The sequence below is a fragment of the Thiomicrolovo sp. ZZH C-3 genome, assembly GCF_054862725.1.
The window spans coordinates 240419-267015 of record NZ_JBTKXX010000001.1 but is presented as its reverse complement, the minus strand read 5'-3'; the positions used below and the strand labels follow the sequence as shown (position 1 = coordinate 267015).

Annotated in this window: 28 protein-coding genes; 4 read left to right on the top strand and 24 right to left on the bottom strand. The window is 57.1% G+C overall.

Annotation, left to right across the window (positions count from 1 at the left end; genetic code table 11):
* Positions 1-49 precede the first annotated feature (49 nt).
* The 3 genes from ACXWTF_RS01385 to ACXWTF_RS01375 form a co-directional block, all read right to left on the bottom strand.
* Positions 50-421, bottom strand: coding sequence for a hypothetical protein (locus ACXWTF_RS01385; protein ID WP_461713250.1), 372 nt, complete (start codon positions 419-421; stop codon positions 50-52).
* A gap of 327 nt (positions 422-748) precedes the next feature.
* Positions 749-1726, bottom strand: coding sequence for a hypothetical protein (locus tag ACXWTF_RS01380; protein WP_461713249.1), 978 nt, complete (start codon positions 1724-1726; stop codon positions 749-751).
* A 36-nt stretch (positions 1727-1762) separates the two neighbouring features.
* Complete coding sequence (locus ACXWTF_RS01375; RefSeq protein WP_461713248.1) at positions 1763-1903, bottom strand: hypothetical protein; 141 nt, start codon at positions 1901-1903, stop codon at positions 1763-1765.
* A 254-nt stretch (positions 1904-2157) separates the two neighbouring features.
* On the opposite strand from ACXWTF_RS01375, the gene ACXWTF_RS01370 reads away from it, so the two are divergent.
* From ACXWTF_RS01370 to ACXWTF_RS01360, 3 genes are all read left to right on the top strand, one after another.
* On the top strand, positions 2158-3708 hold the full coding sequence (locus tag ACXWTF_RS01370) for a YifB family Mg chelatase-like AAA ATPase (RefSeq protein ID WP_461713247.1): 1551 nt from the start codon (positions 2158-2160) through the stop codon (positions 3706-3708).
* A gap of 100 nt (positions 3709-3808) precedes the next feature.
* Positions 3809-5449: a L,D-transpeptidase family protein gene (locus tag ACXWTF_RS01365; protein WP_461713246.1), complete on the top strand. Its 1641-nt coding sequence runs from the start codon at positions 3809-3811 to the stop codon at positions 5447-5449.
* Positions 5450-5530: 81 nt separating this feature from the next.
* The gene (locus ACXWTF_RS01360) at positions 5531-6082 is read left to right on the top strand and encodes a DUF882 domain-containing protein (RefSeq protein ID WP_461713245.1); all 552 of its coding nucleotides are present in this window, start codon (positions 5531-5533) and stop codon (positions 6080-6082) included.
* A gap of 6 nt (positions 6083-6088) precedes the next feature.
* Here the strand turns inward: ACXWTF_RS01360 and ACXWTF_RS01355 are convergent, their stop codons facing one another.
* A complete protein-coding gene (locus ACXWTF_RS01355; protein WP_461713244.1) occupies positions 6089-6526 on the bottom strand; it encodes a DUF4395 domain-containing protein in 438 nt (145 codons plus the stop codon).
* A gap of 264 nt (positions 6527-6790) precedes the next feature.
* Between ACXWTF_RS01355 and pgp3 the strand changes: the two genes are divergently transcribed.
* A complete protein-coding gene (gene pgp3, locus ACXWTF_RS01350) occupies positions 6791-7660 on the top strand; it encodes a peptidoglycan metallopeptidase Pgp3 (protein ID WP_461713243.1) in 870 nt (289 codons plus the stop codon).
* A 306-nt stretch (positions 7661-7966) separates the two neighbouring features.
* Here pgp3 and ACXWTF_RS01345 read toward each other — a convergent pair whose 3' ends face one another.
* From ACXWTF_RS01345 to ACXWTF_RS01250, 20 genes are all read right to left on the bottom strand, one after another.
* Positions 7967-9043, bottom strand: coding sequence for a YeiH family protein (locus ACXWTF_RS01345; protein WP_461713242.1), 1077 nt, complete (start codon positions 9041-9043; stop codon positions 7967-7969).
* A 153-nt stretch (positions 9044-9196) separates the two neighbouring features.
* Entirely contained in the window at positions 9197-9502 is a 306-nt protein-coding gene (locus tag ACXWTF_RS01340) for a hypothetical protein (protein ID WP_461713241.1), read from the bottom strand.
* Positions 9502-10017, bottom strand: a complete 516-nt coding sequence (gene luxS, locus ACXWTF_RS01335; RefSeq protein WP_461713240.1) for an S-ribosylhomocysteine lyase — start codon at positions 10015-10017, stop codon at positions 9502-9504. The genes ACXWTF_RS01340 and luxS overlap by 1 nt, the downstream gene beginning before the upstream one ends.
* A 102-nt stretch (positions 10018-10119) precedes the next feature.
* Positions 10120-11076 carry a thiamine pyrophosphate-dependent enzyme gene (locus tag ACXWTF_RS01330; protein ID WP_461713239.1) on the bottom strand — a complete coding sequence of 319 codons (957 nt, stop codon included), beginning with the start codon at positions 11074-11076 and terminating at the stop codon, positions 10120-10122.
* 11 nt (positions 11077-11087) lie between these two features.
* A complete protein-coding gene (locus ACXWTF_RS01325; protein WP_461713238.1) occupies positions 11088-12308 on the bottom strand; it encodes a 2-oxoacid:ferredoxin oxidoreductase subunit alpha in 1221 nt (406 codons plus the stop codon).
* Positions 12308-12700, bottom strand: coding sequence for a 4Fe-4S dicluster-binding protein (locus ACXWTF_RS01320; protein ID WP_231019748.1), 393 nt, complete (start codon positions 12698-12700; stop codon positions 12308-12310). The genes ACXWTF_RS01325 and ACXWTF_RS01320 overlap by 1 nt, the downstream gene beginning before the upstream one ends.
* A gap of 9 nt (positions 12701-12709) precedes the next feature.
* The gene (locus tag ACXWTF_RS01315; RefSeq protein ID WP_345985722.1) at positions 12710-13267 is read right to left on the bottom strand and encodes a pyruvate flavodoxin oxidoreductase subunit gamma; all 558 of its coding nucleotides are present in this window, start codon (positions 13265-13267) and stop codon (positions 12710-12712) included.
* 136 nt (positions 13268-13403) lie between these two features.
* Positions 13404-14054, bottom strand: coding sequence for an HAD family hydrolase (locus tag ACXWTF_RS01310; protein ID WP_461713237.1), 651 nt, complete (start codon positions 14052-14054; stop codon positions 13404-13406).
* A gap of 17 nt (positions 14055-14071) precedes the next feature.
* Positions 14072-15577, bottom strand: coding sequence for a peptide-binding protein (locus ACXWTF_RS01305; protein WP_461713236.1), 1506 nt, complete (start codon positions 15575-15577; stop codon positions 14072-14074).
* 67 nt (positions 15578-15644) lie between these two features.
* On the bottom strand, positions 15645-16391 hold the full coding sequence (locus ACXWTF_RS01300) for a carbonic anhydrase (RefSeq protein ID WP_461713235.1): 747 nt from the start codon (positions 16389-16391) through the stop codon (positions 15645-15647).
* 23 nt (positions 16392-16414) lie between these two features.
* On the bottom strand, positions 16415-17755 hold the full coding sequence (locus ACXWTF_RS01295) for an OprD family outer membrane porin (protein WP_461713234.1): 1341 nt from the start codon (positions 17753-17755) through the stop codon (positions 16415-16417).
* Between the two features lie 132 nt (positions 17756-17887).
* Positions 17888-18277, bottom strand: a complete 390-nt coding sequence (gene rpsI, locus ACXWTF_RS01290; RefSeq protein ID WP_231019738.1) for a 30S ribosomal protein S9 — start codon at positions 18275-18277, stop codon at positions 17888-17890.
* Between the two features lie 12 nt (positions 18278-18289).
* Positions 18290-18712 (bottom strand): 50S ribosomal protein L13, encoded by a 423-nt coding sequence (rplM, locus tag ACXWTF_RS01285; RefSeq protein ID WP_461713233.1) that lies wholly within the window; start codon positions 18710-18712, stop codon positions 18290-18292.
* 83 nt (positions 18713-18795) lie between these two features.
* On the bottom strand, positions 18796-21510 hold the full coding sequence (locus ACXWTF_RS01280; protein WP_461713232.1) for a RecB-like helicase: 2715 nt from the start codon (positions 21508-21510) through the stop codon (positions 18796-18798).
* Positions 21507-23843, bottom strand: coding sequence for a PD-(D/E)XK nuclease family protein (locus ACXWTF_RS01275; protein WP_461713231.1), 2337 nt, complete (start codon positions 23841-23843; stop codon positions 21507-21509). Before ACXWTF_RS01275 ends, ACXWTF_RS01280 begins: the two co-directional genes overlap by 4 nt.
* Before the next feature lie 66 nt (positions 23844-23909).
* Complete coding sequence (locus ACXWTF_RS01270; RefSeq protein ID WP_461713230.1) at positions 23910-24416, bottom strand: FixH family protein; 507 nt, start codon at positions 24414-24416, stop codon at positions 23910-23912.
* Positions 24406-25107: a 3-dehydroquinate dehydratase gene (locus ACXWTF_RS01265; protein ID WP_461713229.1), complete on the bottom strand. Its 702-nt coding sequence runs from the start codon at positions 25105-25107 to the stop codon at positions 24406-24408. Before ACXWTF_RS01265 ends, ACXWTF_RS01270 begins: the two co-directional genes overlap by 11 nt.
* A gap of 124 nt (positions 25108-25231) precedes the next feature.
* Entirely contained in the window at positions 25232-25444 is a 213-nt protein-coding gene (locus ACXWTF_RS01260; RefSeq protein WP_461713228.1) for a DUF4006 family protein, read from the bottom strand.
* 10 nt (positions 25445-25454) lie between these two features.
* The gene (locus ACXWTF_RS01255) at positions 25455-26372 is read right to left on the bottom strand and encodes a c-type cytochrome (RefSeq protein ID WP_461713227.1); all 918 of its coding nucleotides are present in this window, start codon (positions 26370-26372) and stop codon (positions 25455-25457) included.
* Complete coding sequence (locus ACXWTF_RS01250; RefSeq protein WP_231019724.1) at positions 26373-26588, bottom strand: cytochrome c oxidase, cbb3-type, CcoQ subunit; 216 nt, start codon at positions 26586-26588, stop codon at positions 26373-26375.
* Positions 26589-26597 lie beyond the last annotated feature (9 nt).

The window sequence follows — 26597 nt, the reverse complement described above, 5'->3', positions numbered from 1 at the left end:
TCCGGATGGTGTCACTCCCGCTTCTGAGTCAGCAAGACACCCTTACCTGTTACTGAATGTCAGGCAGATCCCCGCTGACATCCGGACCGTATTCGACCCTCTGGTCCGGATCTGGCAGCGCTGCGGCGAGCAGTTCCGCTTCGTCTTCCACATCCGCTGAAACTACAGGACCGTATTTGACAATCTGGTCGGGTTCCGGTTCAACGGGCTGCAGCACCTCCGGAATATCCCCGGTATCCGCCGACACGTCGGGGCCATAGATAATGTAGCGCCCCCCTCCCAGGTCCACGGCCTCTTCGGGAATCGCTTCAGCCGTATCAGCCGCCGTGTATTCCATCCCGGCCGGTTCAGGTTCGGCACCCTCCCCAAGCATAATCTCGTAATAGGCGTTGGCATCGCTGACAAGCGTTACTTTGTCCATCTCAATCGCATGAATGCGGAAGCCGTCAATGATGCTGTCTCCGACAACGCACCATCGTGCAGGGGTAGGTATCACCCCTATCAAAGCACGCGCCTCCCCGTTTTCCTCCCGCATAACAGCAGTCAAAGTAAATAGCGGTATGGATTTTTCTAACACTTCGACAACATCATAATCGACAGATTCTGCGAAGAACCCCATACCGGTTGTGTCCGGCTGTTGAAAAGTGCCGCCCTCTCTCTCTCCTGACAACAGAGTGTAAAAGGCAGCGGACATACCAAACATCAAAACGATCCCGAGTATTTGACGGCGTATCATCGTTCTGTCTCGTTAAAAGCCATACCCCACCCGACACGCGTAAAACCGTTTGAGTGAGCCCGAGGTATCACCACTATTAGGGACATAGGTAATCACATAACTACTAGAGGAGTTGATAACGACCGGATATGCGATGGTCGTATCCGTCACCGTCTGTAAGGATGGGCTGTCACCGGTTGCTGTCACATCCGCCATTGTATAGGCTCCAGCCCCTACTACCCTGTAAAGCGTCACATGGGGATCAGATGTTACGGCAGGGTCATCATTGTACAGCGTACACTCGAGACTTGTAACAGTCGCCCCATCAGGGAGGTTTACGTTGGCATAAGCAATGGCTGTACTCGCAGAGCCCGTTTCCAAGAATGCGTACGTTATACCGTAATTCAAAAGTGAGTATTTATTATCAACGACAAGCTGCGAATTATGAACAGAGACATACCCGTCGGCACGCTTAAGCGTCACATCTCCGGATATTCCCCCGCCGCTCAGGCCGCTGCCAGCTGTTACACTCGTAATATCCCCCGTTCCGACATCATCCTTTTCGCACGTAACAGAGCCGTTGGAGTTGATGACACGGATCGAATACCCTGTACTACAATATCCATATACCCTGGCCTGTGTCTGCGCGGTATTGATGGAAAATGTCGTGCCCGCAAGCGTCAGGCCCGTGCCCGCTGTATACGTTGTATCGCTGTCCGTATCGATATCGGCCTTGCAGACAACGCTGCCGTCGGCATTGATTGATTCCATGACCATACCCGCACCGCATGCACCGGTCACACGGTTCTGTTTTGATGCGTTCAGTTCGACGAAGAGCCCATTGTTCGCATTAGCCCCGGCCGCAATTGCGCTGAAGTTTGCATTGACTTCCGCCGCTCTCGCCGTCGTATTGGCATCGAAGGTGTACGGAAGGGTTACAAAATCTGCCGCAGCCACCGTACCCGCTGCCATTATAAGTGCGGCTGCCACACTGATCATTTTCGTTTTCATCTCAACTCCTTTTTCGCATATATACTCTATAAAAACCTATTGCCACTGGCCTTTGTCCCACTCCATCTGGTCCCAGTCGCTTCCCGATGCCGGATCGGTATCATCGCCGCCGGAACCGCCGCCGCCACAACCGCTCAAAAGCAGAAGTGTGCCCAAAAGCATAAGCAGGTATCGCATTGCGTTTTTCATTTTCAGTTCCCCCTATCTGTCTATACAGTGCAACAGCATAGCCATCCAAATAACACAGGAACAAATATTTTATTCCTTATATGGTTCAATTATTTACAGATACATCTTAATGTATTATAAATATCATAATCCATCATCATATGAATAGCCTCAGGACCAATAATGTAACAACCTTCGCACAAGCCAAAAGTCTCCAGAATATTGGAACATATATAAACATTTAATGTTTTTATAAATTGTATATGGCTATGATTAACCCGACCTATGGGAGTAATGTCATGAAACAGCTCAAATGTGCCACCCTCGAAGGCATCGATGCACTTCCGGTCACTGTCGAGTCCACGCTGACACGCGGTCTTCCCTCCTTCACCGTCGTGGGGCTGGCCTCTTCATCCATTTCCGAAGCACGGGAACGGGTCAAAAGTGCCCTGCTCGCAAACAACTTCACCTTTCCTCCCAAACGCATCACCATAAACCTCAGCCCCAGCGATATCGAGAAACGCGGCAGCCAGTTCGACCTGGCCATGGCCCTCCTGATCGCCCTTGACAGTTCCGAACGTGACTTTCCCGAGTGGTACGCCTTCGGAGAGCTGGGGCTAGACGGCAGCATCAAGGAGAACCTCCTCCTCTATCCCCTCATCCTCTCCCTGGCCAACCGTGGCCTGCTGCGCAACGCCCTGGTACCGCTGGAAGCCCTCGACAAACTCTCCAACATCCCCGGGATCACCTTTGTCGGTGCCGCAACGTTAAAAGACGCTATCGGCTTTTTCAAAGAGGAGGAGCACTCAGAGGTCCAGCCGGCGGCACCGAAACCCATCCCCTTTCCCCACCAGACGCTCGGGGAGATCCGCTACTATTACCAGAAACAGTACCCCGTGGACTTCGGGGAGATCCGCGGCCAGGAGGTCGCAAAACGCGCCGCGCTCATCAGTGCCTGCGGCATGCACAACCTCCTCCTCGAAGGCAGCCCCGGCTCCGGCAAGTCTATGATCGCCAAGCGGCTGCGCCACATTTTGCCGCCCATGACGGACAGCGAGCTCCTTGACATCGCCAAACTCGACGTTCTCGAGGGTAAAGAACCCCACTTCGCGCCGCTGCGCCCTTTCCGGGCGCCGCACCACAGCGGCACCTCCGCCTCCATTTTCGGCGGCGGCAGCCACAGGGCACAGATCGGAGAAGTGGGGCTGGCCCACAACGGCATCCTCTTCTTTGATGAGCTCCCCCACTTCTCCAAGCAGGTGCTCGAGGCCCTGCGCGAACCCCTGGAGGACAGACGCATCCGCATCTCGCGGGTTCATTCAAAAGTGGAGTACCCCACGGATTTCCTCTTCATTTCCGCCATGAACCCCTGTCCCTGCGGCAACCTGCTGAACGACGCCCTGGAGTGCCGCTGCACCGACCTTGAGATCCGGCGCTACCGCTCCAGGCTCTCCGACCCCTTCCTCGACCGCATCGACCTCTATGTACAGATGCAGCCGGTCCGGGCAGAGGACAGACCTTCGCTCTCCTCGGAAGCCATGCACGACACCGTGCTGCGTGTCCATGCCCTGCAGCGCGCACGCGGGCAGCAAGCCCTCAACGGTCGTCTCGACGACGCCGGTATCAACACCTACTGCCGCCTGGATGCCGATAGCGACGCCGTACTCTCCCAGGCCGTGCAGCGCTTCGCACTCTCCTTCCGTGCCATCAAGAAGATCCAGCGGGTCGCCCGGACCATCGCCGACATCGAAGGCAGTCCCGAGATTGCCGCCGTCCATCTTCTGGAGGCCCTCAGTTACCGCCGCCGTAGCTGAGCCCCAACCGCTGTTCCCCTTTGGATAAATCTGGATACAATAGGGGTATATCCCCGATCGAAAGACAGCAAAAGTGAACCACCCTACTTTTCATCAGATCGTGAGCACTGTTCTGACAGCGTGGCTGCTCATCGGTACACAGGTTGTTGCCCTTGAAAGCCCAGCGGAAGCCAACAGCACGCAACCCGTATCCGTACCGGTCGCTGCCGGCCCCGTCGCCGCACTGATCCGGAGCGCTGCGGATGAGAACGTTACCGCCGCCACAACGATGCCTGCCGTAGCGGCCGCAGTGAAACGTTTCTATGTTACACGCGGCTTTGCGCCCTTCTGGAGCCGTGATGGTGAGCTCCTGCCCGGGGCGGAGATGCTTCGGCGGACGATCGACGGCATCGCGGACGAAGGACTCGACCCCCATACGCCCGCCTATCATCTGATCCAGATCGACTCCATGATGCAGGAGCGCGACGAAAACACAACGCTGCAGCTTGCACGACTGGACCTGATCCTCACCGACGCATTCTACGCCCTCGGACACGACCTGCATTACGGCCATGCCTACGGTGCGGATCTGAATGCGACCCACGAATACGACAATACGCTTCTTGAACCGGCCGCCCTCCTGACGGAGCGCGTCGCCCAGGGTGCTGTCTTGGATGTCCTGCTCTCCACCGCACCCAACCATATCGGCTACCAGCGGCTGCGCACAGCCCTCGCCGAATACCGTCGGATAGCCGACGCGGGAGGCTGGAGTACCCATGCCGCAGACTACGCCGACGACACCAATGTCTACCGCCGTCTCTCTATGAGCGGCGACCTGGTCGATCCCCCTTCCGAGGACGAGGCGGAGGAGACGGAGCGGCTGCGCAGTGCCGTCAAACGTTTCCAGCGGCGCCACGGCATCACGGACGACGGGATTGTCGGGCCGGTCACTTCGGCGAAAATGGCGCAGTCGCCCTCCACGCTGATAAAGAAGATCCGCCTCAACATGGAGCGGTGGAAATGGCTTCCGCCCCACAACGGCGGACCCTATATCATCGTCAACATTCCCGGTTTCACCCTGGAAGTGATACAGGACGACAAGCCTCTGCTCGAGATGCAGGCCATCGTTGGACGCCGCGAGCGCGAGACCCCGACCTTCGCCTCCATAATGCGCTACATCGTTCTCAACCCCTACTGGCGCGTACCGGAGACGATCCTCAACGAAGACCTCATTCCGAAACTTCAGGCCGACCCCCACTACCTTGCCGCAAAACACATCAAACTGTTTGCCGCCGACGACACCGATGAGAGCCATCCCATCGACCCCCGGAGCATTGACTGGATGCGCTGGCGCGAAAGCGACACCAAGCACTATACCTTCCGTGAAGACCCCGGCGCAAAGAACCCGCTGGGCTATGTCAAGTTCCTCTTTCAAAACCCCTACGACATCTATATCCACGATACGCCGTCGCAGTCACTTTTCAAAAACGGCAACGGCACCCACAGCTCCGGCTGCATCCGTGTCAGAAAACCCATGGAGCTGGCGCACTACCTTCTCTCCCTCAATGACCCGGATATCACCTATAAAACGCTCCTGACCCAACTGCTGACGGGCGAGAACCGCTGGGTCCGCCTCGCCACTCCCGTTCCCGTCTACATCACCTACCAGACCGTGCGCGTTGACGAAGAGGGTGTGGTCTATTTCTACAACGACATCTACCGGTATGACCGAAAGCTGAGTCAATATCTTAAAAAGTACTGAGTCATATTGACTAATATATCACCACCGAGTTTCGTTTTGGTATAATAATATACATAAATAATAAGAAACAGGGGGATTCGGATGGCGTTTGAACAGGCAATGGATCGCAGAGCGTTTTTGAAACTGGGCGGGGCGGCAGCCCTGGCAGCCGCCCTTCCGAACACACTGTTCGGCAGCACGGCCGACGCGTATGAGAAAACCCTCTCTTTTTACAATATTCATACGGGCGAAAGTCTCAAAACCACCTTCTGGGCCGAAGGCCGTTTTATCCCGGAGTCTCTCGCCGATATCAACAAGATACTGCGTGACCACCGTACCGGTACGGAAACGGCGATGGATACCGAACTCCTTGACCTGCTCTATGCCATCCGCACCAAACTCGACAGCAAAGAGGCCTTCCATATCATTTCGGGCTACCGCTCGCCGAAGACGAACGCCATGCTGCACAACAACACCTCCGGCGTCGCGAAAAAGAGCCTTCACATGCTCGGCCAGGCCATTGACATCAATCTGCCCCGCACGGAACTGTCCATGCTCCGTAAAGCCGCCGTCAGCGAAAAAACCGGCGGGGTCGGCTACTACCCGGAATCCCACTTCGTCCACGTCGACAGCGGCCGCGTCCGCTACTGGTAACCGCTCCTAGCGCCGCGTAAACAGCGGCAGACAGAGCGTATAGAATTTACACCCCACACAAAAGCCGCAGGCGGCCTCCAGCAACGCAAACAGTCCCATGACAGCCATCAGCCACGCCGCGGCCGCGGGGTAACCGCCCAGCGCGAGCAGCAGAGCGGTGATAACAAAGAGCAATCCGATCTTCGCCGCAAACTTTTTCGGTCCCGCATCCACCGGCTTCGCCGAGACGGGCAGCCGGTCAATGATCGCCCGGCTTGTCAGGAAAAAGAGGCTCCCCTTCGGTGCGCCCAGGACGCGTACCGCGAAATCATAGACCAGCAGCGCGAGCAGCCAGAACGAGCCGCTCCACACAAAAGCAGCGGCCGCCATTACCACAAGCAATGCCTGAAGTCTTACCAGGTTCTCATCAATTTTTATCAGTGCCACGGGGCATGCAGCAGCCATAATGTCTCCTTGACAGGTCCATCTTGTTGCGGACCTTCTTCAATATTTGGAGCGATGATATCAAAGAAAAAAGGCAATACACAAGTAAATATACTTTATTAATCAAGTATAGAATAAATATTTTCATCCTATAGGCCATGCCCTTATGCAGACGAATCCCCGGCCAGAGACCTCTCTGAAGCTCCCGGTTACCCTTGTCGTTAAAAGGGTGCTTTACCTGAAACTGCCTATACTGTTAAAAGCTATCCCTACAAAGGAGACTCCATGCGGTTACGTCTTTCGGCCCTGCTGCTGTTATGCGCGCTGCTGCCTGCAGCTGCCACAGAGATCGCCAACGGCCAGACCGCCCTGATCAACCTCGGGGCCGACGACGAGGCGAGGCTCTTTTATCAGGGCAAAGAGCTCCCGCTGCTGCAACATCCTGCCGACCCGGAGCAACGTATTGCGCTTATCCCCGTCGGCTACCGTACCGCCCCGGGAACAAAGCAGTTGCACCGTCTGAGCCCGGCGGGGGACGAGGTGATCCCTTTCACTATCGTCGACGGCGGCTACCCCTCCGAAACCCTTCATGTGCAGCCCTCCAAGGTCAAACCGGACCCCGAGCAGCAAAAGCGTGTCTCGAAGGAGTACCGTGAAGCGATGGCGATCTACAGACGCGCTACGCCACAGCGTTACTGGTCCACCCCTTTCGCCCTCCCGATGGAGAGCAACATCACCAGTGTTTTCGGCACGGCACGGCTCTTCAACGGCAGCCTCAAGAGCTTTCATTCCGGCACCGATTTCCGGGCCAAGCCCGGCACCCCTGTCGATGCCGTCAACGACGGCGTCGTCGTGCTTGCCAAGGAGCGCTATTATGCCGGGAACTCTGTGCTCGTCGACCACGGTGAGGGCCTTTACAGCTGCTACTACCACCTCAGCCGCATCGACGTCAAGGTCGGTGACAGGGTCATAAAAGGCGAGCAGGTCGGTCTCAGCGGCAGCACCGGCCGCGTCACCGGTCCCCATCTGCATTTTGCCGTCATGCTGCAAGGCATCCAGGTCGACCCGATGCAGCTGCTTTCAACACTCAATGGACTCTTCCAGGAGACCAAAACAGCACGGCTTGATACGTCACGTGCTTCGGACGCCGAATAGCCCTTGCTCCAGATCAGCTTTCCCTCGAAAGATGCCTGTAAGTCGCGGGCACACTACTGTATCACGTTGCCGGCATCTCTCAACTCTTCCGGGCGCTGACCCTTCTGGAAGGCCCCGTCCAACAGCACAACATCGGCCATCATCTATTTTCTTTCGTCTGCCGCTGTTTTATTGTTCGTATTCAATAGGGTGCTCACCTATAGTTGTGCGTAAAAGACAATGCAAATCATAGAGTAGAGTGAGCTATAACGAAGAGGGGAGGAACCGCTTCACACAAAGCGGTTCTTTCTAAAAGCAGAAAGGCAGTTAAAAGGTAGCGACGACCGCTTTGGTGATGAAGTACCCGCCGACAACGAGCCAGACGAACATGGCACCGGCGGCGTAGATCGGCTTGAGGCCGAGGCCCTTGAACTTCGCGAAACGTGTTCCCATCCCAAGCGCCGTCATGGCCATGGTAAGCAGGAAGGTGTCGATCTCATTGACATAGGCGATCGTCGAAGTGATCAGCGCCGCGACCGCTTCGCTTGCATCGCCGTGGACGTAACCGTGGATCAGGGAGTTGACACCGGCCATCCCGACGAAATAGACGGCAAACCATGGGATGACCAGCTTGATGACACCGCCTTCGCCGCCGCTTTTCTTCGCCGCGTAGGAGAGGTAGATCCCCAGCAGGATCAGCATCGGGGCGATCATGATGACACGGGTCATCTTGACGATGACGGCCGCATCGCTCGCTTCGGGACCGTACGCACCGCCGACGGCAACCACCTGGGCAACCTCGTGGATCGTTCCGCCGACGTAGATACCGAACTCGCGCGGTGTCATATCAAAAACCCCGGCGCTGTAAAGTGCCGGGTAGAGGAACATAGCGATCGTACCGAACAGGACGACCATGGAGACGGCGATCGCCGCTTTATGCTCTTCGGCTTTGAGGACCGGCTCCGTCGCCAGGACCGCGGCCGCACCGCAGACCGATGCACCGGATGCCGTCAGCATCGCCGTGTCACGGTCCAGACCGAAGATCTTGCTCCCGAGCCATGTCCCGAGGATGAACGTCGAACCCAGCATGATCAGCGAGACCATAAACCCTTCGATTCCGACCTCGGCGATCTGCTGGAAAGTAATACGGAAACCGTAAAAGACGATGGCAAAACGGAGGATCTTTTTACCGGAAAAGACGATCCCGCTCTCCCACGCTTCGGGAAAGTGGTTATGCAGCGTATTCGCATAGAAGATACCGATCACGATACCGACGACCAGGGGAGAGATCCCCAGCTTCGCTACCGGGGCCAGCGCCGCGATATAGGTAGCAGCGGCGGCAACAATCGCGACAAAGATGATGCCGCTGATCGTCCCTTTGCGTTTCTCTTTGGAAAAAGCCATATAAACCCTTTTGACGGGCCATCCCGGAGGTGCGAACCTGCACCGCCACGAGAGAGCCATGTATAATTGGGTGTAATTATACAGTTTTTAGTTTGTTAAGAAAAATAAGGGAATATTGATACTTGATTCAGCTTTTTTGAAAGAAAACCGGCGTCAAAACGCCAGTTCGTGCAGCTCTTTGAAGAGGAAGGCTTCGACAATGTCGTCGATGGAGCGCTGCATATGCGCCACGAGCACCATCATCTGCTGTTCGATGAACTCCATCACCGGTTCATAATCTCCTGTGACGATGATGGCATCAGGCCACTCCTCGAGGGCGGCTTCTTTGTCCGCGAAAAAACGGACCTCGACTACCTGCCCCTCTTCGATGTCGATCAGTCCCCAGGTCTTGACCTCGGCGATCGGAACAAGGACACCCTCCTGGGTATCCTCGCTGTCCATCGGTACCAGCAGCTTCATCAGCAGACCGCCTTTTCGACCTTGGAGAGGTCGAGCGCCAGGGCCTCATTATCCATGACACCGATCCCTCTTTCAAGCACACTCGATGCGATCGTCTTGGCTTCGTCCAGCGAGTGCATCTTGCAGGTCCCGCACTGGTAAAGGTTCAGTTCGGGGATGTCTTCTTGCTGCTCGACACCCAGCACATCGTTCATCGACGCTTTCCAGGCATCGGCCACACGCGCCTCGTCCGGTGTCCCGATCACGCTCATGTAAAAACCGGTCCGGCACCCCATCGGGGAGACGTCGATGATCTCTACATTGTTGCCGTTAAGGTGGTCACGCATAAAGCCGGCAAAGAGGTGTTCAAGCGTATGGATACCGCGTTCAGGCATGATCTCTTCGTTGGGTTTGCAGAAGCGAAGATCAAAGACCGTAATGGCGTCACCGCAGGGCGTTTTCATCCCCTTGGCCTTGCGAACCGCCGGGGCCGGCATGATGGTATGATCAACCGTAAAACTGTCAAGCAGAGGCATATCTAATCCTTTTTGATCGGATGAAAATTTCTCAAATGGTAGCGTTTGTGTATTGAAGGGGGCTTTAACGGATAGGGTTAATGAGGGGCGAAGCCGTGTCTTTTAGACACCGGCCTCTTCGCGGCGCTGGAGGTACTCCCAGTCGCGGTCGACGCGTGCTTGCCACTCGTCGAGAACGTGCTTGTTCTCCGGCTTGAAGAGGTGCTTAAAGCGCCCCTGTGCACCGAGGTAGTCCTTGACAGGAATGACGTTCTTCGGACGGTAGGTGATGTTCAGCTTGCGGCCGTCGATGATCTCGTAGAGCGGGAAGACAAGGGAGTCCGTCGCCAAGTCGGAAACCGCGATCGTATCTTCCGGGAGGAACTTCCACTCTGTCGTACAGGCGGACATGGCGTTGATGAAGACCGGACCATCGACGGAGAAGCCGTGCTGGATCTTCTTGACCATATCTTTCCACTTGTTCGGCGCGACCTGCGCAACGTAAGGTGCACCGTGTGCCGCCATAATGGAGAGCATATCTTTCTTGTGCTGCTTTTCACCGTAGCTGACGCGGCCCGCAGGGGAAGTCGTCGTGCTGCCGCCGATCGGCGTAGACGAGGAGCGCTGACCACCGGTGTTGGCGTAGACTTCGTTGTCCAGAACGACGTGCATGATGTTATGCCCGCGCTCGAAACAGCCGGAGATCCACTGGAAACCGATGTCGTAAGAGGCACCGTCACCGGCGAAGGAGACGAACTTCGGCTCGCGGTCCGGCTGCTTCAGGCGGCCTTTGCGCTTGAGGGCTTTGTACATCGCTTCGGCACCGGCAACGGCGGTGGAGCCGTTTTCGAAACCGATGTGGATCCAGGAAGCATCCCAGGACGTATACGGGTAGACCGCCGTACAGACTTCCAGACATCCTGTGGATGCGGAGAGGATCAGGTCGTCGTTGGTCGCATTGAGGACTTCACGGACGATGATGGAGTGCGCACACCCCGGGCAAAGGAGGTTTGCCCCTTCAAAACGGTCCGCCGACGTTGAAAATTCTTTGAGGTTTTTAATCTTTTTAATTTCGCTCATTACTCTTCTCCTTAGTGGAAGCTGATCTTCGGTCCGCGGACCCCGATCAGCTGCTGCAGCGGTGTTGTCGGTTTTCCGGCTTCCGCGTTGGCAAGCAGTTCCGCGTAGATTTCACGCAGGTGGACTTTGGTGAGGTCACGGCCGCCGAGACCGTAGACGTAGTTCGTCAGGACTTTCGCTTCACCGCTGTTGATGACCGTACCGGCCAGTTCGTTGTACAGCATCCCGAAGGTACCGTTCGGTGAAGAGCGGTCGAGGGCACCGATCGCTTTGACGCCTTTGAGGACTTCTGCGATCTGATCGTGCGGCCATGGGCGCAGAACGCGGATACCGATCACACCGACTTTCTTGCCGTCGGCGCACAGCTCGTTGGAGACTTCTACGGCTGTTTCGACAGACGTACCCATGCAGACGACGGCGACTTCCGCATCTTCCATGTTGTAGGTCTCGACGATGTTGTATTTGCGGCCCGTCAGTTTTTCGAAGGCATCAAATGCCGCCTGGATCTTCGGGAGTACCTTGGACATCAGGTCGTTGTGCTGGCGCGCTTTGTGTTCAAAGTGCCAATCCTCTTCCGTCTGGACACCGTGGGTGACCGGGTGGTCGAGGTCGAGCATGTCGTTCATCGGTTTGAAATCACCGACGAAGTTATAGGCAGTGTCGTCATCGAGGGTTTTGACACCCTGGGCTGTATGCGACGTCAGGAAGCCGTCCTGGTGGACCATACACGGCAGGCGGACTTCATGGTCCTCAGCTACACGGAAAGCGATGAAGTTGAGGTCATACGCCTGCTGCGGGTTGTAGGCGTCAAGCTGGATCCAGCCGCTGTCGCGACCGAGGTACATATCGGAGTGGTCACCGTTAACGTTCAGCGGTGCAGCAAGGGCACGGTTGACAACGTTGAGGACGATCGGCAGACGCATACCGGATGCCTGGTACAGGGTTTCGACCATCAGGGCAAAGCCCTGGGAAGAGGTTGCCGTAGCAACACGGCCGCCCGCGGCGGACGCACCGATACAGCCGGACATCGCCGCATGCTCGGATTCGACCATGATGAACTCACCATCAACATAGCCGTTCGCGAGGTAGTTCCCGTAGTTTTCAACAATCGGGGTGGAAGGGGTGATCGGGTACGCCGCCACGACGTCGATCTGCACCTGGCGCAGCGCCTGGCTGGCAGCCATATTACCGTCCCAGACTTCAACGTCGCGCAGTTCCATTTTATCTGCCATTAGTTCTCCTTCTTCTCTTTTTCCGGCCAGCCGGCAAGTGCTTTGTCTTCATCTTCCTGCTCAGCAAACATCAGCAGGGATTTCGGGTTCGTCGGGCATACCTCGACACAGATACCGCAGCCTTTGCAGTGATCATAGTCGACGCCGACCATCTTCTTGTCCCGGGAAATGATGGAGATGTCCGGGCAGTAGATCCAACAGAACTGACAGTCGATACAGTAGTCCTTGTTAAAGATCGGCTTTTCGATACGCCAGTCCGCGACACTCGCGGTAAAGGAGTTCGATTTGGAGTACGGGCGATCTTCCTGAAGCGTCGTGGCGACGTCATTGACCGCGCCGTCGAACGAGCGCAGCATTGCGCCGATTTCAAAGTCGTTCCATCCGTTATTCATCTGCTCTCCTTATTTCACTTCATCGTAGGCACGCTGGATAGCGTCCATGTTCGCATCGACGATCTTCGGCGGCAGTTTCGCAAGGATGCGCTTCATACTGTCTTTGAAAAACTCGATGTCATACATGCCGGAAATCTTCATGAAAGCACCGAGCATCGGCGTGTTCGGAATGGCACGGCCGATCGTCTCCTGCGCAATCTTGATACAGTCGACGGTGTAGACTTTTTTACCCTCGAGCTTCGGCTGGGATGCCACCAGTTCGTCCGTGCTCATGTGGGTCGTAATGATGTAGACCGTTTCCGGCTTGTCGTTGATTGTCACGTCCGTCGTATAGACCAATGCCGGGTCGATCACGAAGACGAAATCGGGATTCATATATTTTTCATGATTAAGAATTTCATGGTCGTCAACACGGTTGTAGGCAGTCATTGCCGCTCCGCGCTTGGCTGAGCCATAAAAGGCGAAGGCCTGTACATGCTTTCCGGTCGTGGAAACAACATCCGCCAGTCCTTTGGCGCCGGTTACAGCACCTTGTCCCGCACGGCTGTGCCATCTGATTTCGAGCATGGTTTCTCCTCGGGTAAATTTAAGAACAGTATATGCACAATACTACTAACTTATGATGACTATTCTCAGATATCGGGTATTCTAAACCAGTTGCTCTTAAATACAGCTTTCCAATTTTGAGGAGAAAAAAAGGGTGTTAAAACGTTACGTTTCTCCCCTTGTTTACGATGGATCGGACCGCTTCGAGGGCATCTTTTTCTATAAATGGGGTTAATGAGCGTAATTGCTCCTCGTTATCATACCCGCTTAAAACGCCGATGCAGCCTATTCCGGCCCGGCGTGCCGCTTCCGCATCCAGACGGGTGTCCCCGATGAGCCAGCTGCGCTCCGGGTCCGCCCCCATACGTTCCAGGGCGGTCAGCACCGGTTCGGGGTGGGGTTTGGCGTGGGTCACGTCCTCCCGCCCGATCAGCACCTCAAAGGCGTCCATCACCCCGAAATGCTCCATCAGTTCCCGGGAGTAGAGCCCGGTCTTCGTCGTAACGATCCCCAGCCGGGCGACGGCGGAAGCCGCTTCAATCGCTTCGCGTGCCTGCGGCAGCAGCACCGTTTTGAGCGTCGAGATGCGGCGGTAGTGCTCTTTGTAGGTCCGTACATACATCTCTACCGCTTCGGGAGCGGTCCCGACACGCAGGTACATGTCATCCAGGGTATGCCCGATCAGGGCCTTGATCGCGGCATCGGTCGGGTGTTCACCCCCCAGCACATCGAAGGTACGGTGAAAACTCTCAAGGATCGCTTCGGTCGAATCGATCAGCGTCCCGTCCAGGTCAAAAAGAATCGTCATTGCATCCTCCGCCGCCGTCACTCCGGCGCCATTTCCCAATCGATGAAATTATGCCAGATCCCCTCCAGCGCCGGCTCGATCGGACGGATATTGTGATTGACCACCGTGATGTCGTCGGGGATGTAGAGAAAGAGGTAGGGGTCGTCATCCGTGATCCGCTTGAACAGCTCCTGCCAGATCCGCGAGAGCTCCGTCCGGTCCACCGTCGTCTGCATCCGCTCGATCAGGGCATCCACCGCTTTATTGCGGTAGCCGATAAAGTTGAAGGCCCCGGGCTTGTCGTTGTCGGAGTGCCACAGCAGGTAGGGGTCTGGAGTCAGGGAGAGTGCCCACCCCAGCAGGACCGTTTCAAACTCCCGCGGGAAGACGACCATGTTCAAAAAGGCCTGCCACTCCATGATGCGCAGGGTCACTTTCACCCCAATCTTGGAGAGCTGATGCTGGATGATCTCCGCCGAATAGGGGCGGATGGAGTTGGAGTTGGAGGTCGCGATCTCGAAGGTGAGCGGATGCGCCTCGTCGTACCCGGCCGCTTTGAGCAGTGCCTTAGCCGCTTCAAGGTCCGGTTCCGGGATGGGCACCTCCGGATTGTACGCCGGCCCCCCGGGCAGGAAAGGTCCCGTGCAGACCCGGCCGTGCCCCATAAAGAGAATGTCCACCATCGCCTGGCGGTCGATGGCCAGGGAGAGCGCCCGGCGCACCCGGGGGTCCTTGAACTTCTCGAGCCGTAGGTTGAACCCAAGGTAGGTATAGGTGTGCGAGATCATCTCGATGGGGCGGAAGCGTTCGAAGAAGGCGTCGTCGACCTGCCGTTCGTACTGCATCGCCTCCAATGCCCCCAGATCGATCTGCCCCGCCTTGAGCATCAAAAAGCGCGTCGTCGGGTCCGGGATGACGTGAAAGGAGATCCGGTCGATCTTCGGGCGGTGCTCGAAATAGTCGTCGTTGGCGACAAGCTCGATCTGTTTGGAGAACTCCAGTTTCCCCAGCCGGAAAGGACCGGTACCCACGGGGTTCAGGTTGAACGCGCTGCTCATAATGTTGTCGTCGTCTTTAAGCAGGTGCGCGGGGAGGATTCCCATCATCCAGGTCTCAAGCGCTTTGAAATAGGGCTGCTTGTAGACAACCCTAACCGTGTAGTCATCCGGTGCCGTCACCGATTCGACCATACGGAAAGTCGAGGTGTAGGGCGAGACGACGGAGGGGTCATTGATGATCTTGTAGGTAAAGAGCACATCTTCGGAAGTAAAAGGTGCCCCGTCCTGCCACTTCACATTGCGGCGCAGTCTGAAGACGACCGTCCGGTTATCCTCGAAGCGGTAGGATTCGGCGAGGTCGCCGATGATCTCCTTGCCGTCTTTGTCGAATTTTACCAGGCCGTTGAAGATAAACCCGGCGACCTCGCTGCTGGCCGTATCCGTCGCAATGATCGGGTTGAGGCGCGCGGGATTTGCCGACGTGGCGAGGTGCAGGGTCGACGCAGCCAGGAACAGCGGTAAGATCAGCAGGTAAAAAATACGCATGCGCCATTGTACAGAAGCGGAGATTAGAAGAAGGGGTGATGCCTCCCCGCCAGGGGGTGCATAAGGTTTAGTTGGCCTCGATGGAGCGGTCGAAGAGCTCCTGGACCGGGCGTTCGTTGTCGACGTAGTATTTGCGGAACGCTTCGATCTGGTCTTTGGAGGCCTCGACCGGCGTCTTCAGGAGGTACCACTGGACGTTTTCCGAACACGGCGGCGTCGTCAGGGAGCCGATGTAGTGGAAGTAATGCGCGGTATCGGATGGCAGCAGATCCTGCGGATCGATGCGTGCCTCGCGGCCGACGTTGCCGATGATGTTGTCAAGCATCGGGTTGTTTTTGCCCTCGGTGAAGAAGACCGCGACCACGGCCAGTTGCTTCGTTTCCGGGTTCTGGTGCACCATGTGCGCGACCATGTCATAGCGCTTGCCGTCGACGGTGTGTTCACTCTTGCCGTGGAAGTGGAACTGCAGCAGGCGGAACTTCTCGCCGTGCAGCTCGATCGTCCCTCCGGCTTTCGGCGTGACCTTGATGGAGTGGCCGTTGTCGATGATGTCCGCCGTCGTGTGGATATCCTCCTCCAGGTGGAGGACATACTGCGGATTCAGTGAAACCGACTTGCCCGGCACGATGTTGATCGGGGACTGATGGTGGCCGACGCCGCAGGTCTTGCTGAACTCCTCCCAGTGGGCCGGGCCGTTCTCTGCGTAGTCCCAGTGCGCTTCGTGGTGCGCTTTCGATTCATGTTCCGCCGCAACGGAGGCCGTGGCGAGCAGTGCCGCTGCCATCAGTGATTGTGTTACTGTTTTGAATGTCATTTCTTCTCCTTTTTATGATGACGTCAGAAAGTGTAGTTCGCGATCACACGGTATTGGGTAAGGCTGTCAAGCTGACTGACGCTGCCGTCTTTTGATGCCCCGGTATTGTTGCTGACCCAGATCCCCTTGAGTGCCAGTGAAAAAGCACCGCGCTTGTAGCCCAGCACGGCGTTGATATCCTGCTGGTCCTTGTCATAGCCGGGGCGGTCATTGCTGAACTGCGCCCAGCTCACGGTTGCTTTGACTCCGGGAATACCCGTAAAGTCAAATCCCTGCGTATAGGCGAGTTTGATCCCCTGGGTCCCGCCGATATAGGCGCTGTCGGCCTGGAATGCCTGCCCGTAGAGCGACTGGAAGAGGTCGTTGGAGGTGATCATGTTCGTAAAGAGCGGCGTACCGTCCCAGGGGAGCACGAGCGAGTCATGGTCACTTTTACTGCGCAGCACCTTCGTGTAGGCGGCAAAGAAGCTCCCTTCGTGGTGGGAGACGGATGCCTTGAGGCCGAACGCGTTGCTGTTAAGCTGTTTCCCGCCGGTAATCGACGTATTGCTTTCGAGATTGTCGTCGGCATTCCCGATGCTCTGCTGGTTGATGTATTGCACGCCGACTTCCAGCATGGCACCGCTCTCGCCGAGCGCATGCGTGTAACCGGCACCGGCATAGAGTGCATTCATAAAATCGGGGCTGCAGTAGTTATACGCTTCGAGCTTGGCACCATGCCCGCTGTAGACGATGCTGACCGGTGCCACGTAGCCGGCGCTGTGCCCTGTGACCGTCTCGGTGTCCGCACCGAGGGCGTGCTGGATGATATTCACGAAGTCGTTGGAAGTGCGCTGCTTGAAACGGTCGAGGTAACCGACGCTGAGCATCGCACCGCCCAGGGTTGCCGACGCCATTGCTCCCTGCACCGTTGAGGGCAGTTCACGCACCTCTTTCGTATGGATCAGGGGAGAATTGTACTTTTTACGACCGTACCAGAGGGTCATCGGTCCGCGGCTGTACTTCAGGTAGGCCTCTCCCAGGACGGAAAAGCCCTTGGTCGGGTCCGCCGCGCCGCGCACACCGTTGTCCTTGCCGATGATGGACGTATCGACCGCATTGGGAAGCGCGAAAGGGTTGGTCGTCATGAAGGTCGCCCCCATCTTCAGACCATGCAGCTCCACCGTCTCGTAGCCGAGCTGGCCGCCGATCGTATTGGCGTGCGCCGAAGCGGTCGTGCCCGCACCGTTATCTTTGTCCGTCTCAATGTAGTAGTAGCGGATGTTTCCGTAAGCCTTGCCGTCGGCGAACCACGCCGCGATGCTGTCCTCTGCTGCCAGCAGTGAGGCCGAGAGGGCCATCATGCCACTTATTAGATATTTCAATACCAAACCTTGAAAAAAAGTGTGGAGATTCTAACGAAACGGTTCAAGAAATAAAAATAAAAAAAGTTGAATGTTTTGTGAAGGAAAGTACAGAAAAATAAAGATCTGCCCCGGGGGGAGCAGACAAAAGCGTTAACGCTTGGAGAACTGCGGTGAACGGCGTGCTTTGCGTTTACCCGGTTTCTTACGTTCGACGACGCGGGAGTCACGTGTCATCATACCCGCCGGTTTGAGGACCGCGCGGAATGTCTCGTCGTACTTGACGAGGGCACGGGAGATCCCGTGGCGAAGCGCGTCAGCCTGACCGCCGAAACCGCCGCCGAGTGTTGTAGCGACGATATCAACGGAGCTGTCCTGCTTTGTCATTGCCAGCGGCTGCTTGACACGCAGTTTTTTTGCTTCGAGACCGCCCAGCCAGGCATCAAGGGAGAGACCGTTTACGGTAATCTTGCCCGTACCCGGCGTCAGCCATACTTTTGCGATGGAAGACTTGCGGCGTCCAGTTGCGTATGTTTTTGCCATGATTCAGTATCCTTACTTAGCGATCTGTGCAGTGTGAGGGTGTTCCTCGCCTGCATAGACTTTGAGTTTTTTCAGCATTGCACGGCCGAGCTTCGTTTTCGGAAGCATACCGCGTGTAGCCAGCTTGAAGAGTTTTTCCGGGTTCTTCTCGAGAAGCTCGGTCATCTTGACGCTCTTTGTGCTACCGAAGTAACCGCTGTGCGTGAAATACTCTTTGTTTGCGACTTTGCCCGCACCGTTGAACTTCGCTTTGGAAGCGTTGATAATGACGACGAAGTCGCCGCAGTCAACGTTCGGTGTGAAATATGGCTTGTCCTTACCGCGGAGGCGCGTCGCGACTTCCGTGATCAGACGGCCGAATGTTTTGCCTTCAGCGTCGATCAGCACCCAGTTGCGCTCGATCTGCTCAGGCGATGCAATTTTCGTAAATTTCATCTTGCGACCCTTAGTGAATATAAAAGTGCGAAAGTATACCCGTTTAACCTGATAATTTGCTTAATTTAAGTTATGTATAAGGGTCATACCCGAACGATCTCCACCCCCTCTTCCAGCACATAACAGAGGTACCCCTCCACCGGCATCTCCGTGATCGCCCGGACCGCTTTGACGTAGAACCCGACCTGTTCGCGGTGCTCCGACTCGTAACGGCGCGCACTCTTGTAATCAATAACCACCCAGCGCTCCTCATGGCGCACCAGCAGGTCGAGGTAGCGCAGCTCCCCCTCGTACATCAGCGGCTGCTCCCGGGCGATCTTCCCGTCAACGAGGCTGCGGAAGGTAGCATCGCCCAGCAGGCGCGTCAGCCTCCCGCGGATCGTCTCGAATACCCCCGCATCGAGCAGCGCACCGTAGCGGTTGGTGACGGCGGTCATCGCCGCCGGCAGGGCCTCGTGTTCGAAGGCGGCTATCATCTCCAGTGCATAATGCATCGCCAGGCCGAAGGTGACAGCGAAGGGCTCCTCCGCAACGGCCGCCTTTTCGGCGGTAACGACCTCCGTCTGCCGCCCGAGGGCCAGCGCTTCATAGGGGATATCTCTCGGCGCCTCCGGCAGTGCCGGCGCGGCGGCCAGCACCCCCTCCGCACCCAGTGTCATCGGTACAAGGCCAAGCCGCTCGAACATCGACTCTTTGGGTTTGCGCACGACATAGAGGTTCTCCCGCGCCCGGGTAAAGGCGACGTAGAGGGCGTTGAGAGCGTCATCGTCTGCCAGGGCGGCTTCGCGTTCCAGCGCCGCGGCGTACCCCGGGTCGAACTCGGCCCGTTTGCTCTGGCGCAGGTAGAGTGTGCGAAGCTCCACCCCCTCGTAGGCGTAGAGTATCGGGGCCGTGTCCGCTTTTTTGCGCCCCAGGCGGTCCAGTACGATGACATAGGGGTACTCCAGTCCCTTCGACTTGTGGACCGTCAGGACCCGCACCCCCTCGCGCTCCTGGGTGACGGCCTTCGTATCGATGCGCTCATACTCGAACAAAAAGGCCTCCAGGTCACGGAAGCGTTCCAGCACTTCCAGGAAACGGACGATGTTCAGGTCCCCGTCGAAGAGGCCGAAACGGGCGATCACCTCCCGAACCGCCTCCGCCGGCGCGTCAAAGGCGCGCGCGGGACGCGGCAGCGGCTGCACCGCGATATCGGCCAGGGCGCAGAAGTTGCGTGCATAGATCGTCGCATCGAAATAGCAGTATTTGAGGTATTCGATCACCGCGCGTACCCGCCGCTGCGCGATCAGCCGCGAGGTCGTCTCCGTGACGACGTCGATCTGCCGGGCGTTGAGCGTCTCCTGTACGGCACCGCCGTCCTTGTTCGTCGCCGTCAGTACGGCGATCTCCCCGGGGGCGGCCCCGAGGGCCAGCAGCCGCTCGACGATGGCACTCATCCCCTCCAGCGGTGTTTCGTCCTCGACGATCTCCACATAGCCCGGGCGCGCCCCCGGCTTGGTGAGCTGGTCTTCATACCCGTCGATGCGCCCGCGGAAGGTGTCGTTGACGAAGGTGACGACGTTCACGCTGCTGCGCCAGTTCGTCCGCAGGGAGTCGACCGTGAGCCCGTAGCGCTCCGTTACTGCCCCGAACAGCTCCTTGGTACCGCCGCGGAAACGGTAGATGGACTGCTTGACGTCGCCGACAAGGAAGAAAGAGTGGTGTTCGCGCACCCCGCTTCCCGAGACCATCTCCTCCACGAGCGGCTGCAGAATCTCAAACTGCAGGACGGAAGTGTCCTGGAATTCGTCAAGCAGCAGATGGGAGATATGGCTGTCCAGGCGGAAATAGAGGAACTCCCTGTCGATGCGCTCGCCCAGCAGGTAGTAGACCAGGGCCGTGATGTCGTCGAAACTGAGCTCGTTGTCCTCTTTGGCCACGGTGAGCTTCGCACTCTTGTAAAGATCGAGCAGTTCGAAAAGATGGGCGAAGAAGGTCTGTTCTTTGGCCTGCATGTACCCCTGAAGCGCCCCCTGCAGCTGCCGCAGCAGCACGTCCATCTGCGGATCATAGTGCTTTTTGAAGTCCCAGTACTCCAAGGAGGGCTTCACCGTCCAGGTTTTGCCGATGAGCGCCTCAACGCTCTCCGCCTCCAGCGCCTTGCGCCCCCGGTCGCTCAGCGCCTTGCCCTCAAACCGTGCAACCAGCTGCGCATGCAACTCCATGGCCCGCGCCTCGTGCGGAGCCATCGCCGCCGCTTCAAACTGCAGATGACGCAGCTGCGGCGCCTTGGCGTAAAGGGCATCGAGGAGGCCGAAGATATCGCTGACCCGTTTCGCGCTGATCTGCGCCATCGCGACAAGGGTGTTCTCCTTCCCCTCGATCTCGCAGAGCTTCAGAAAACGCGCCATCACCTTCAGTTCATGCTGCGCCTCGAAGGTGCCGAAGTTCGGCATGATCCCCGCGTGCAGAGCGAATTTCCGCAGAATCCTCGCGAAGAAACTGTCAATCGTCATCACCTTCGTATCGGCGGCCAGGAGACGCTTCAGCACCTCGGGCCGTCGCTGCAGGATCGCCGTCTCCTCCGCCCCGCAGAGTGCCGCGATCTCTCCCAGTTCATCCCGTTCGTGCAGATGCGTCAGCGCTTCGATAAGACGCTCCTGCATCTCGTTGGCCGCCTTGTTCGTAAAGGTGAGTGCGACGATCTCGTCGGGGCTCTCCCCCATAAAGAGGAGACTGAGGTAGCGCACGACGAGACTGAAGGTCTTCCCGCTGCCCGCACTGGCCATCAGGGCCTGGAAAGGCACAAAACCGCTCACTGCATCTCCCTTTGGCAGAGGTGGGCATAGTCGCAGAAACGGCAGGCGGAAAGCTCCTCGGTCAGGTCGAAACTGAACCGTTTTGTTTCACGCAGTTCCGCCAGGTGCCCGTCCAGCAGTTCGCGCTTGCGGCCGTGCAGCGGGTCGCGCACGATCTCCCCGCTGTTCAGATCATAATAGCCCGCGTAGGCGACCTCGCCCAGCTGCTCGGACAGCAGGGCGTAGAACTCCAGCTGGAAATCCGTCGCGTTTTCGACGGTTTTGGCCGTGTAGAGGGGGTACTTCCCGCTTTTGTAATCGAGCACCTCCAACCCCTCCGGCCCGTGGTCAATGCGGTCGATCCGCCCCTCAAGCGTCAGTCCGGCGTGTTCCATCGTCAGCTTCGTCTCGCACGCTTTGACCCGCACCTCGGCGAAACGGTTGATCTCCCGCTCAAAGAACGGGTCGAGTTTTTTAAGCCAGAGCTGTTCCAAGAAACGCTCCAGCGGGCTGCCGCCGCTGTGGGCCGCCAGCGCCTGGGCCACGGCTGCCTTGAGTATTTTCACGTCGCGAAACTGCTCCTGTTCCGCATAGACGTCGCGCAGGGCGTTGTGCAGGGCGTTGCCGATTGCGTGCTCCTCAGGCATCTCCCGCGGCAGTTCATGGGGCGCGATGGCGGCGACATAGCGGTGGTAGAAGCGTCGGCGGCACTCCAGAAAGGTTTTCAGGGCCGTAGCGGAGAGCGGCCGGGCAGTGAAATCGTAATCGGCTTCAATCGCCTCCACCGGCAGCGAACGCTTCGGCGTACGGGTAAAGAGGATCTCCGCCCAGGCATCGTCCGCGTAGCGGCGCTCCGTGTCGATGCCCATCTCTTTGAGAAAGCGGCTCGGCAGGGTCGTCTCGTTGGAGACGTAACTGATCTCCACCCGTTTGGCACGCGAAATGAGCTGGTAATAGAACTGTTTTTGGAGCGCCTCGCGCTCCCCCGTCGTCGGCAGCCCCGCCCGGCCGCGGACCAGGGAGTTGATGAAGAGGTCTTTGTCGCTCCTGTGGGGGACGTAGGCGTCGTTGAAATCGACGATGATCACCCCGTCGAATCGGCACCCCCTTGTTTCCAGCACGCCCATCACGGTCACCTTTCCTCCGCGTACGTCGTCTAGACTCCGTCCCCTGACCCGGTTGACGAAGAGGTGCAGCAGTGAACGCAGTGAGCTCTCCCCCAGGCGCGGGATCAGCCGCTCAAAATAGAAACGCTCTTCGCGGACGATGGCAGCGATTGCATCGCTTTCGCCTTCGAGCAGCGCCTCGGTCACCTCCGTGAAGCGGTCGCTGTCGCACCCTTCGGTATAGCGTGAGATCATGGCACGGTACCCCTCCCCGAAAAGCCGCTCGAGCCGCATCGTGTTCTCGACGCCGGGGTGCTCGGCATAACCCATCAGGGCCTCGCAGCGCCGTACGAAGAGGCTCTCCTGCACCCCTTCTCCCATGGCGAAGTTGAAGTTCCCCTCGGCATCAAAGCCCCGCAGCAGCGGGACGAACCCTTCGTCCGGAAGCACGACGGCGATCCGCTCCGGGACGATCCCCGCCTCAATCATCTCGTACACCTTCTGCTTGATAAACGCCGACTGCAGGATACGCTCGGAGAGCGGCATCGCTTTGATCTGCGCCTCGTGCCGCAGCGGCACCGCCTCTACAACCTTGAGCGTTGCGAGATCGATCAGGTACTGCTGCCCCTCCACGGTCTCCACGCCGAGCCCGGCGAGCTTCTGCTGCATTTTCCCGTTATAGGGCGTCGCGTCGAACCGCAGCGTCAGCGGTACCAGCGCCGCAATCTCCCGCAGGAGCTGCAGCTCGAAATTCGTCAGGTACCCCTCGGCAAGAATTTCCATCGCACCTTGGGCCTCCACCCATGAACGGTTCAGCCGGTAGAGCTCCGGCACGAAGATGCGGTCGAGGATCTTGCGTTCCAAGCAGAGGGCACGGTAGCGTTCCCGCAGGAGTTTCAGGATCGCGATATGTTCGGCGAAATCCCCGTAGGTATCGCCACTGTCAAGGGCGTCGATATCGACAAGCTCCCCGGAGAGCTCTTCGAAAAAGCGGAAAAGGTAGGCGGCGTTGCGGGTGAAGGTAAAAAAGTTGCGCTCGATTTTGAGTTCGGAGAAGGCGTCGAAGTCCGCGGCTTCAAGCAGCGTCAGGGTCCGCGTATCCGGATCGACGTTCCCGTAACCGTCGACGACGACCGCCCGCGACATCAGTTCGCCCATGGTCATGTAGCGCTGCAACAGCGTGTTTTGGGAGCGCAGCTCCAGCAGCTGTTCCCTGATGGCGCGGGATGTCGGCAATACCGTCGTCACGGGCTCCCCTTTTTAAAGAGGAGTATAGCGCTACCGTTCTGAAAAAGGGGAAAAGATGACCCGGTGTCAGTATTCGAAGACGTTGGGGTAGCGGGTATCGGCTTTGAGGTTCAGGTAGCGCTTGTCGTCACCGATATTGACCTGGGCGAGGATGTCCCAGCGCCCCTCTTTGGGCAGGATGACCGTCTCGAAGGTGTAGATGCCGCCCTCGACCGTTCCCAGAGCGACGGGCGTGTCGAATTCATGGGTACCCGGACGGGTCAGGCGCAGCGTGATATTCGCATCATCAACAGGCGCCCCGTCGGTAGTCACAACCCGAAACTTTACGGTGGCGCCATCAGCCTTGAAGGTCTCCGTCACGTAGGTGAGGTCGTATTTCTTGTCAAAGGCGATCTTGCTGCGGATGATCGCGTTGGCGTCATGTTCGAAATGGCGGTAGTCCTGCATGTCGAGGTCGCTCATCTGTACCGGATTGTCCAGCGCTTTTTGCACCGTCCAGTAGCTCAGCCCCACGACCCCCAGAATGCTGCCCACAACGATCCACGGCCACTTTTTTCCCGGGTCACTGCTCATCGCTCTTCTTCCTTTTACTCATTTTGTTTCTTATGTATATTATAAGTGCGTAGAGAATGATGCCATAAAATACCAAACGCAAAAGATCAAGAAAAACTTTACCTGCATTTCCTGCCGATGCCTTCAGCTCGACTTTGTGTGTCGCCGCGATCTGGTCCGCGATATCCGCGTAACCGTTATACATAGCCACGGAGTATTTCTTGACGATGTCATCCCCTTTGGCCTTTTCCGCCAGTACGGGCAGGATCGTCCCCCCGTAGTGGCTCAGCATCTCCTTGTAGTCCGCCACGCTGCGGCCGAACATGACGGCACTGATCAGCGCCGCGGCAAAGGAGGCGTTGGGACTGAGCACCTGCTGCTTGTCAAAATCCTTATATAAAGAGAGCGGCCGGGCGAGGATATCGACTTTCTTCTGCAGCTCGACAAAGGTCAGGACGACAAAGGGCTCCTGAAGTTCGCCCGTGAGCGATTTTTCCAGGTCGGCAATCGTCTGATTGGTATCCAGGTCGCGCAGCATGACCAGGTAGAGTGATACCCCGGTTTTTTCATACAGCTCCGCACCGTAGGATTCAATCTGCTCGGCAAACAGTTCATTGTGAACGACATCGTCTTTATATAAAAATTTCGCATGGAGACTTAGGGAAGCAAACAGCGTGAAGATGAGGGCCGCCAGCCCTCTTGGAAAGATCAATTAAGTTTCCTTAACCGATAAAAAGATGGTTCGGTGTCAGTACCGACCAGAGGGTAACGGCAGCGCTGACAACCAGCAGCGCTGTAATGATAAAGTTCATATCAAATTTCATCTACCCCTCCTCTTAGTTAACCATAACGCGTTTGGCCGCGCTGTCTTTGTTGATCATTTGGATCGACTTCTCGTTCTCGATTTTATAGAACTTGTCCGCGTTAGCCTGCTGAGAACCAAGTGCCAGCACTGTTAGGTACACGAGAATTCCCAGGAGCAGGACCGTTGCGATGAGCATACCGGTGACGCCGTCAAGCGCGAAAACACCTCTATTTGTATTTTCCATCAATCGCTCCTTATTTACTCAGGCTGGTCACGTATGCACCCAGCGCTTCTTTCTGAATGTCGGTCAGGTTGGTAAAGGCCGGCATTGCACCGATCGCACCCTTCTTACCGTGGTTCAGAACATTGACAACCAGTTCCGGCGTGTACGCTGCAACGCTCGGCGCAACATAAGGCTGCCCCATACCGTCCGCACCGTGACATGCCGCACAGGTTCCGGCGAAGATATCAGCACCGGCGCCTTTCATACCGTTGGCAACGTATTTGGAAACCGTGTCGATCTCCGCATCCGTGATCAGCGCACCCGTATTGGCGTTGAACAGGCCGTTGCGATCCGGCATCGGCATTTCAGTACCGAGCAGCATGTTGTTGGAACCGTTTTCGATCACGTATTTGACCGTGTTGGCTTCAAGACGCTGGTTCAGGTTCGCCGCTTTGCCGTCGATACCGTCTGCCGCGAGACCGTGACACGGTGCACACTGAACGATAAAGACCGAGTTCCCCATCTCGACTTTTGTGTCAGCATCCATGTCAGCGTACTTCGCATTGAACTCCGCATCGTGTGTTGCCACTTCTTCGTTGTATTCACCGATCTGTGAATAGGCGTTGACCGGGTAACCGGCAAGAAAATACCAGATCGCCCAGATTGTCAGGCCGGCGAAGATGATCGCCCAGCCGAACGGCAGTTCGTTTTTATACTCGCCGATGCCGTCCCAGTTCTCTTCTGCAAGTTCACCGGAAGCGGTGTCCATTTGCATCTGGCGAACGTACTTGGTAACCACAACAACAGCGATAATCGCCGTTGCCGCCGCACCCAGAAGTGCGAGTGCACCCATATAGTCCTTGCCGCCGAGAATGCCCCCGGCCATCTGCCATGTGATTCCCAGCAGGATCACAATGAACAGGGCACCTAAAATATACAGCTTATTCATTTATGCCTCCTCTTTTTTCGTCTCTTCGTTTTCCGAGACGCTTTCTACCGGATTATCGGTAATATCGTCATTGAGCGCCATATCACCATACTTCTCGTAGTTGCGACGCCCTTTCTTCTCGCTGCTGTAGAGATGGTAGATGTAGCTATAAAGCACTACCACCAGGAACACCGTAAAGAAGAAGTAGGCATACGCCGAAAAGGTGTTGACATCCACGCGCTACGT

Coding starts and splice junctions, on each gene's coding strand:
- ACXWTF_RS01320 (WP_231019748.1), bottom strand. CDS start 12,700: ATGAATAACGGATGGAACGACTTTGAAATCGGCGCAATGCTGCGCTCG.
- ACXWTF_RS01255 (WP_461713227.1), bottom strand. CDS start 26,372: ATGAATAAGCTGTATATTTTAGGTGCCCTGTTCATTGTGATCCTGCTG.
- ACXWTF_RS01340 (WP_461713241.1), bottom strand. CDS start 9,502: ATGAAGCTGCTGGTACCGATGGACAGCGAGGATACCCAGGAGGGTGTC.
- ACXWTF_RS01375 (WP_461713248.1), bottom strand. CDS start 1,903: ATGCGATACCTGCTTATGCTTTTGGGCACACTTCTGCTTTTGAGCGGT.
- luxS (WP_461713240.1), bottom strand. CDS start 10,017: ATGCCTCTGCTTGACAGTTTTACGGTTGATCATACCATCATGCCGGCC.
- ACXWTF_RS01385 (WP_461713250.1), bottom strand. CDS start 421: ATGGACAAAGTAACGCTTGTCAGCGATGCCAACGCCTATTACGAGATT.
- ACXWTF_RS01380 (WP_461713249.1), bottom strand. CDS start 1,726: ATGAAAACGAAAATGATCAGTGTGGCAGCCGCACTTATAATGGCAGCG.
- ACXWTF_RS01300 (WP_461713235.1), bottom strand. CDS start 16,391: ATGACATTCAAAACAGTAACACAATCACTGATGGCAGCGGCACTGCTC.
- ACXWTF_RS01260 (WP_461713228.1), bottom strand. CDS start 25,444: ATGGAAAATACAAATAGAGGTGTTTTCGCGCTTGACGGCGTCACCGGT.
- ACXWTF_RS01345 (WP_461713242.1), bottom strand. CDS start 9,043: ATGGCTTTTTCCAAAGAGAAACGCAAAGGGACGATCAGCGGCATCATC.
- ACXWTF_RS01305 (WP_461713236.1), bottom strand. CDS start 15,577: ATGCGTATTTTTTACCTGCTGATCTTACCGCTGTTCCTGGCTGCGTCG.
- rpsI (WP_231019738.1), bottom strand. CDS start 18,277: ATGGCAAAAACATACGCAACTGGACGCCGCAAGTCTTCCATCGCAAAA.
- rplM (WP_461713233.1), bottom strand. CDS start 18,712: ATGAAATTTACGAAAATTGCATCGCCTGAGCAGATCGAGCGCAACTGG.
- ACXWTF_RS01355 (WP_461713244.1), bottom strand. CDS start 6,526: ATGGCTGCTGCATGCCCCGTGGCACTGATAAAAATTGATGAGAACCTG.
- ACXWTF_RS01325 (WP_461713238.1), bottom strand. CDS start 12,308: ATGGCAGATAAAATGGAACTGCGCGACGTTGAAGTCTGGGACGGTAAT.
- ACXWTF_RS01360 (WP_461713245.1), top strand. CDS start 5,531: ATGGCGTTTGAACAGGCAATGGATCGCAGAGCGTTTTTGAAACTGGGC.
- ACXWTF_RS01270 (WP_461713230.1), bottom strand. CDS start 24,416: ATGAGCAGTGACCCGGGAAAAAAGTGGCCGTGGATCGTTGTGGGCAGC.
- ACXWTF_RS01370 (WP_461713247.1), top strand. CDS start 2,158: ATGGCTATGATTAACCCGACCTATGGGAGTAATGTCATGAAACAGCTC.
- pgp3 (WP_461713243.1), top strand. CDS start 6,791: ATGCGGTTACGTCTTTCGGCCCTGCTGCTGTTATGCGCGCTGCTGCCT.
- ACXWTF_RS01310 (WP_461713237.1), bottom strand. CDS start 14,054: ATGACGATTCTTTTTGACCTGGACGGGACGCTGATCGATTCGACCGAA.
- ACXWTF_RS01330 (WP_461713239.1), bottom strand. CDS start 11,076: ATGAGCGAAATTAAAAAGATTAAAAACCTCAAAGAATTTTCAACGTCG.
- ACXWTF_RS01315 (WP_345985722.1), bottom strand. CDS start 13,267: ATGCTCGAAATCAGATGGCACAGCCGTGCGGGACAAGGTGCTGTAACC.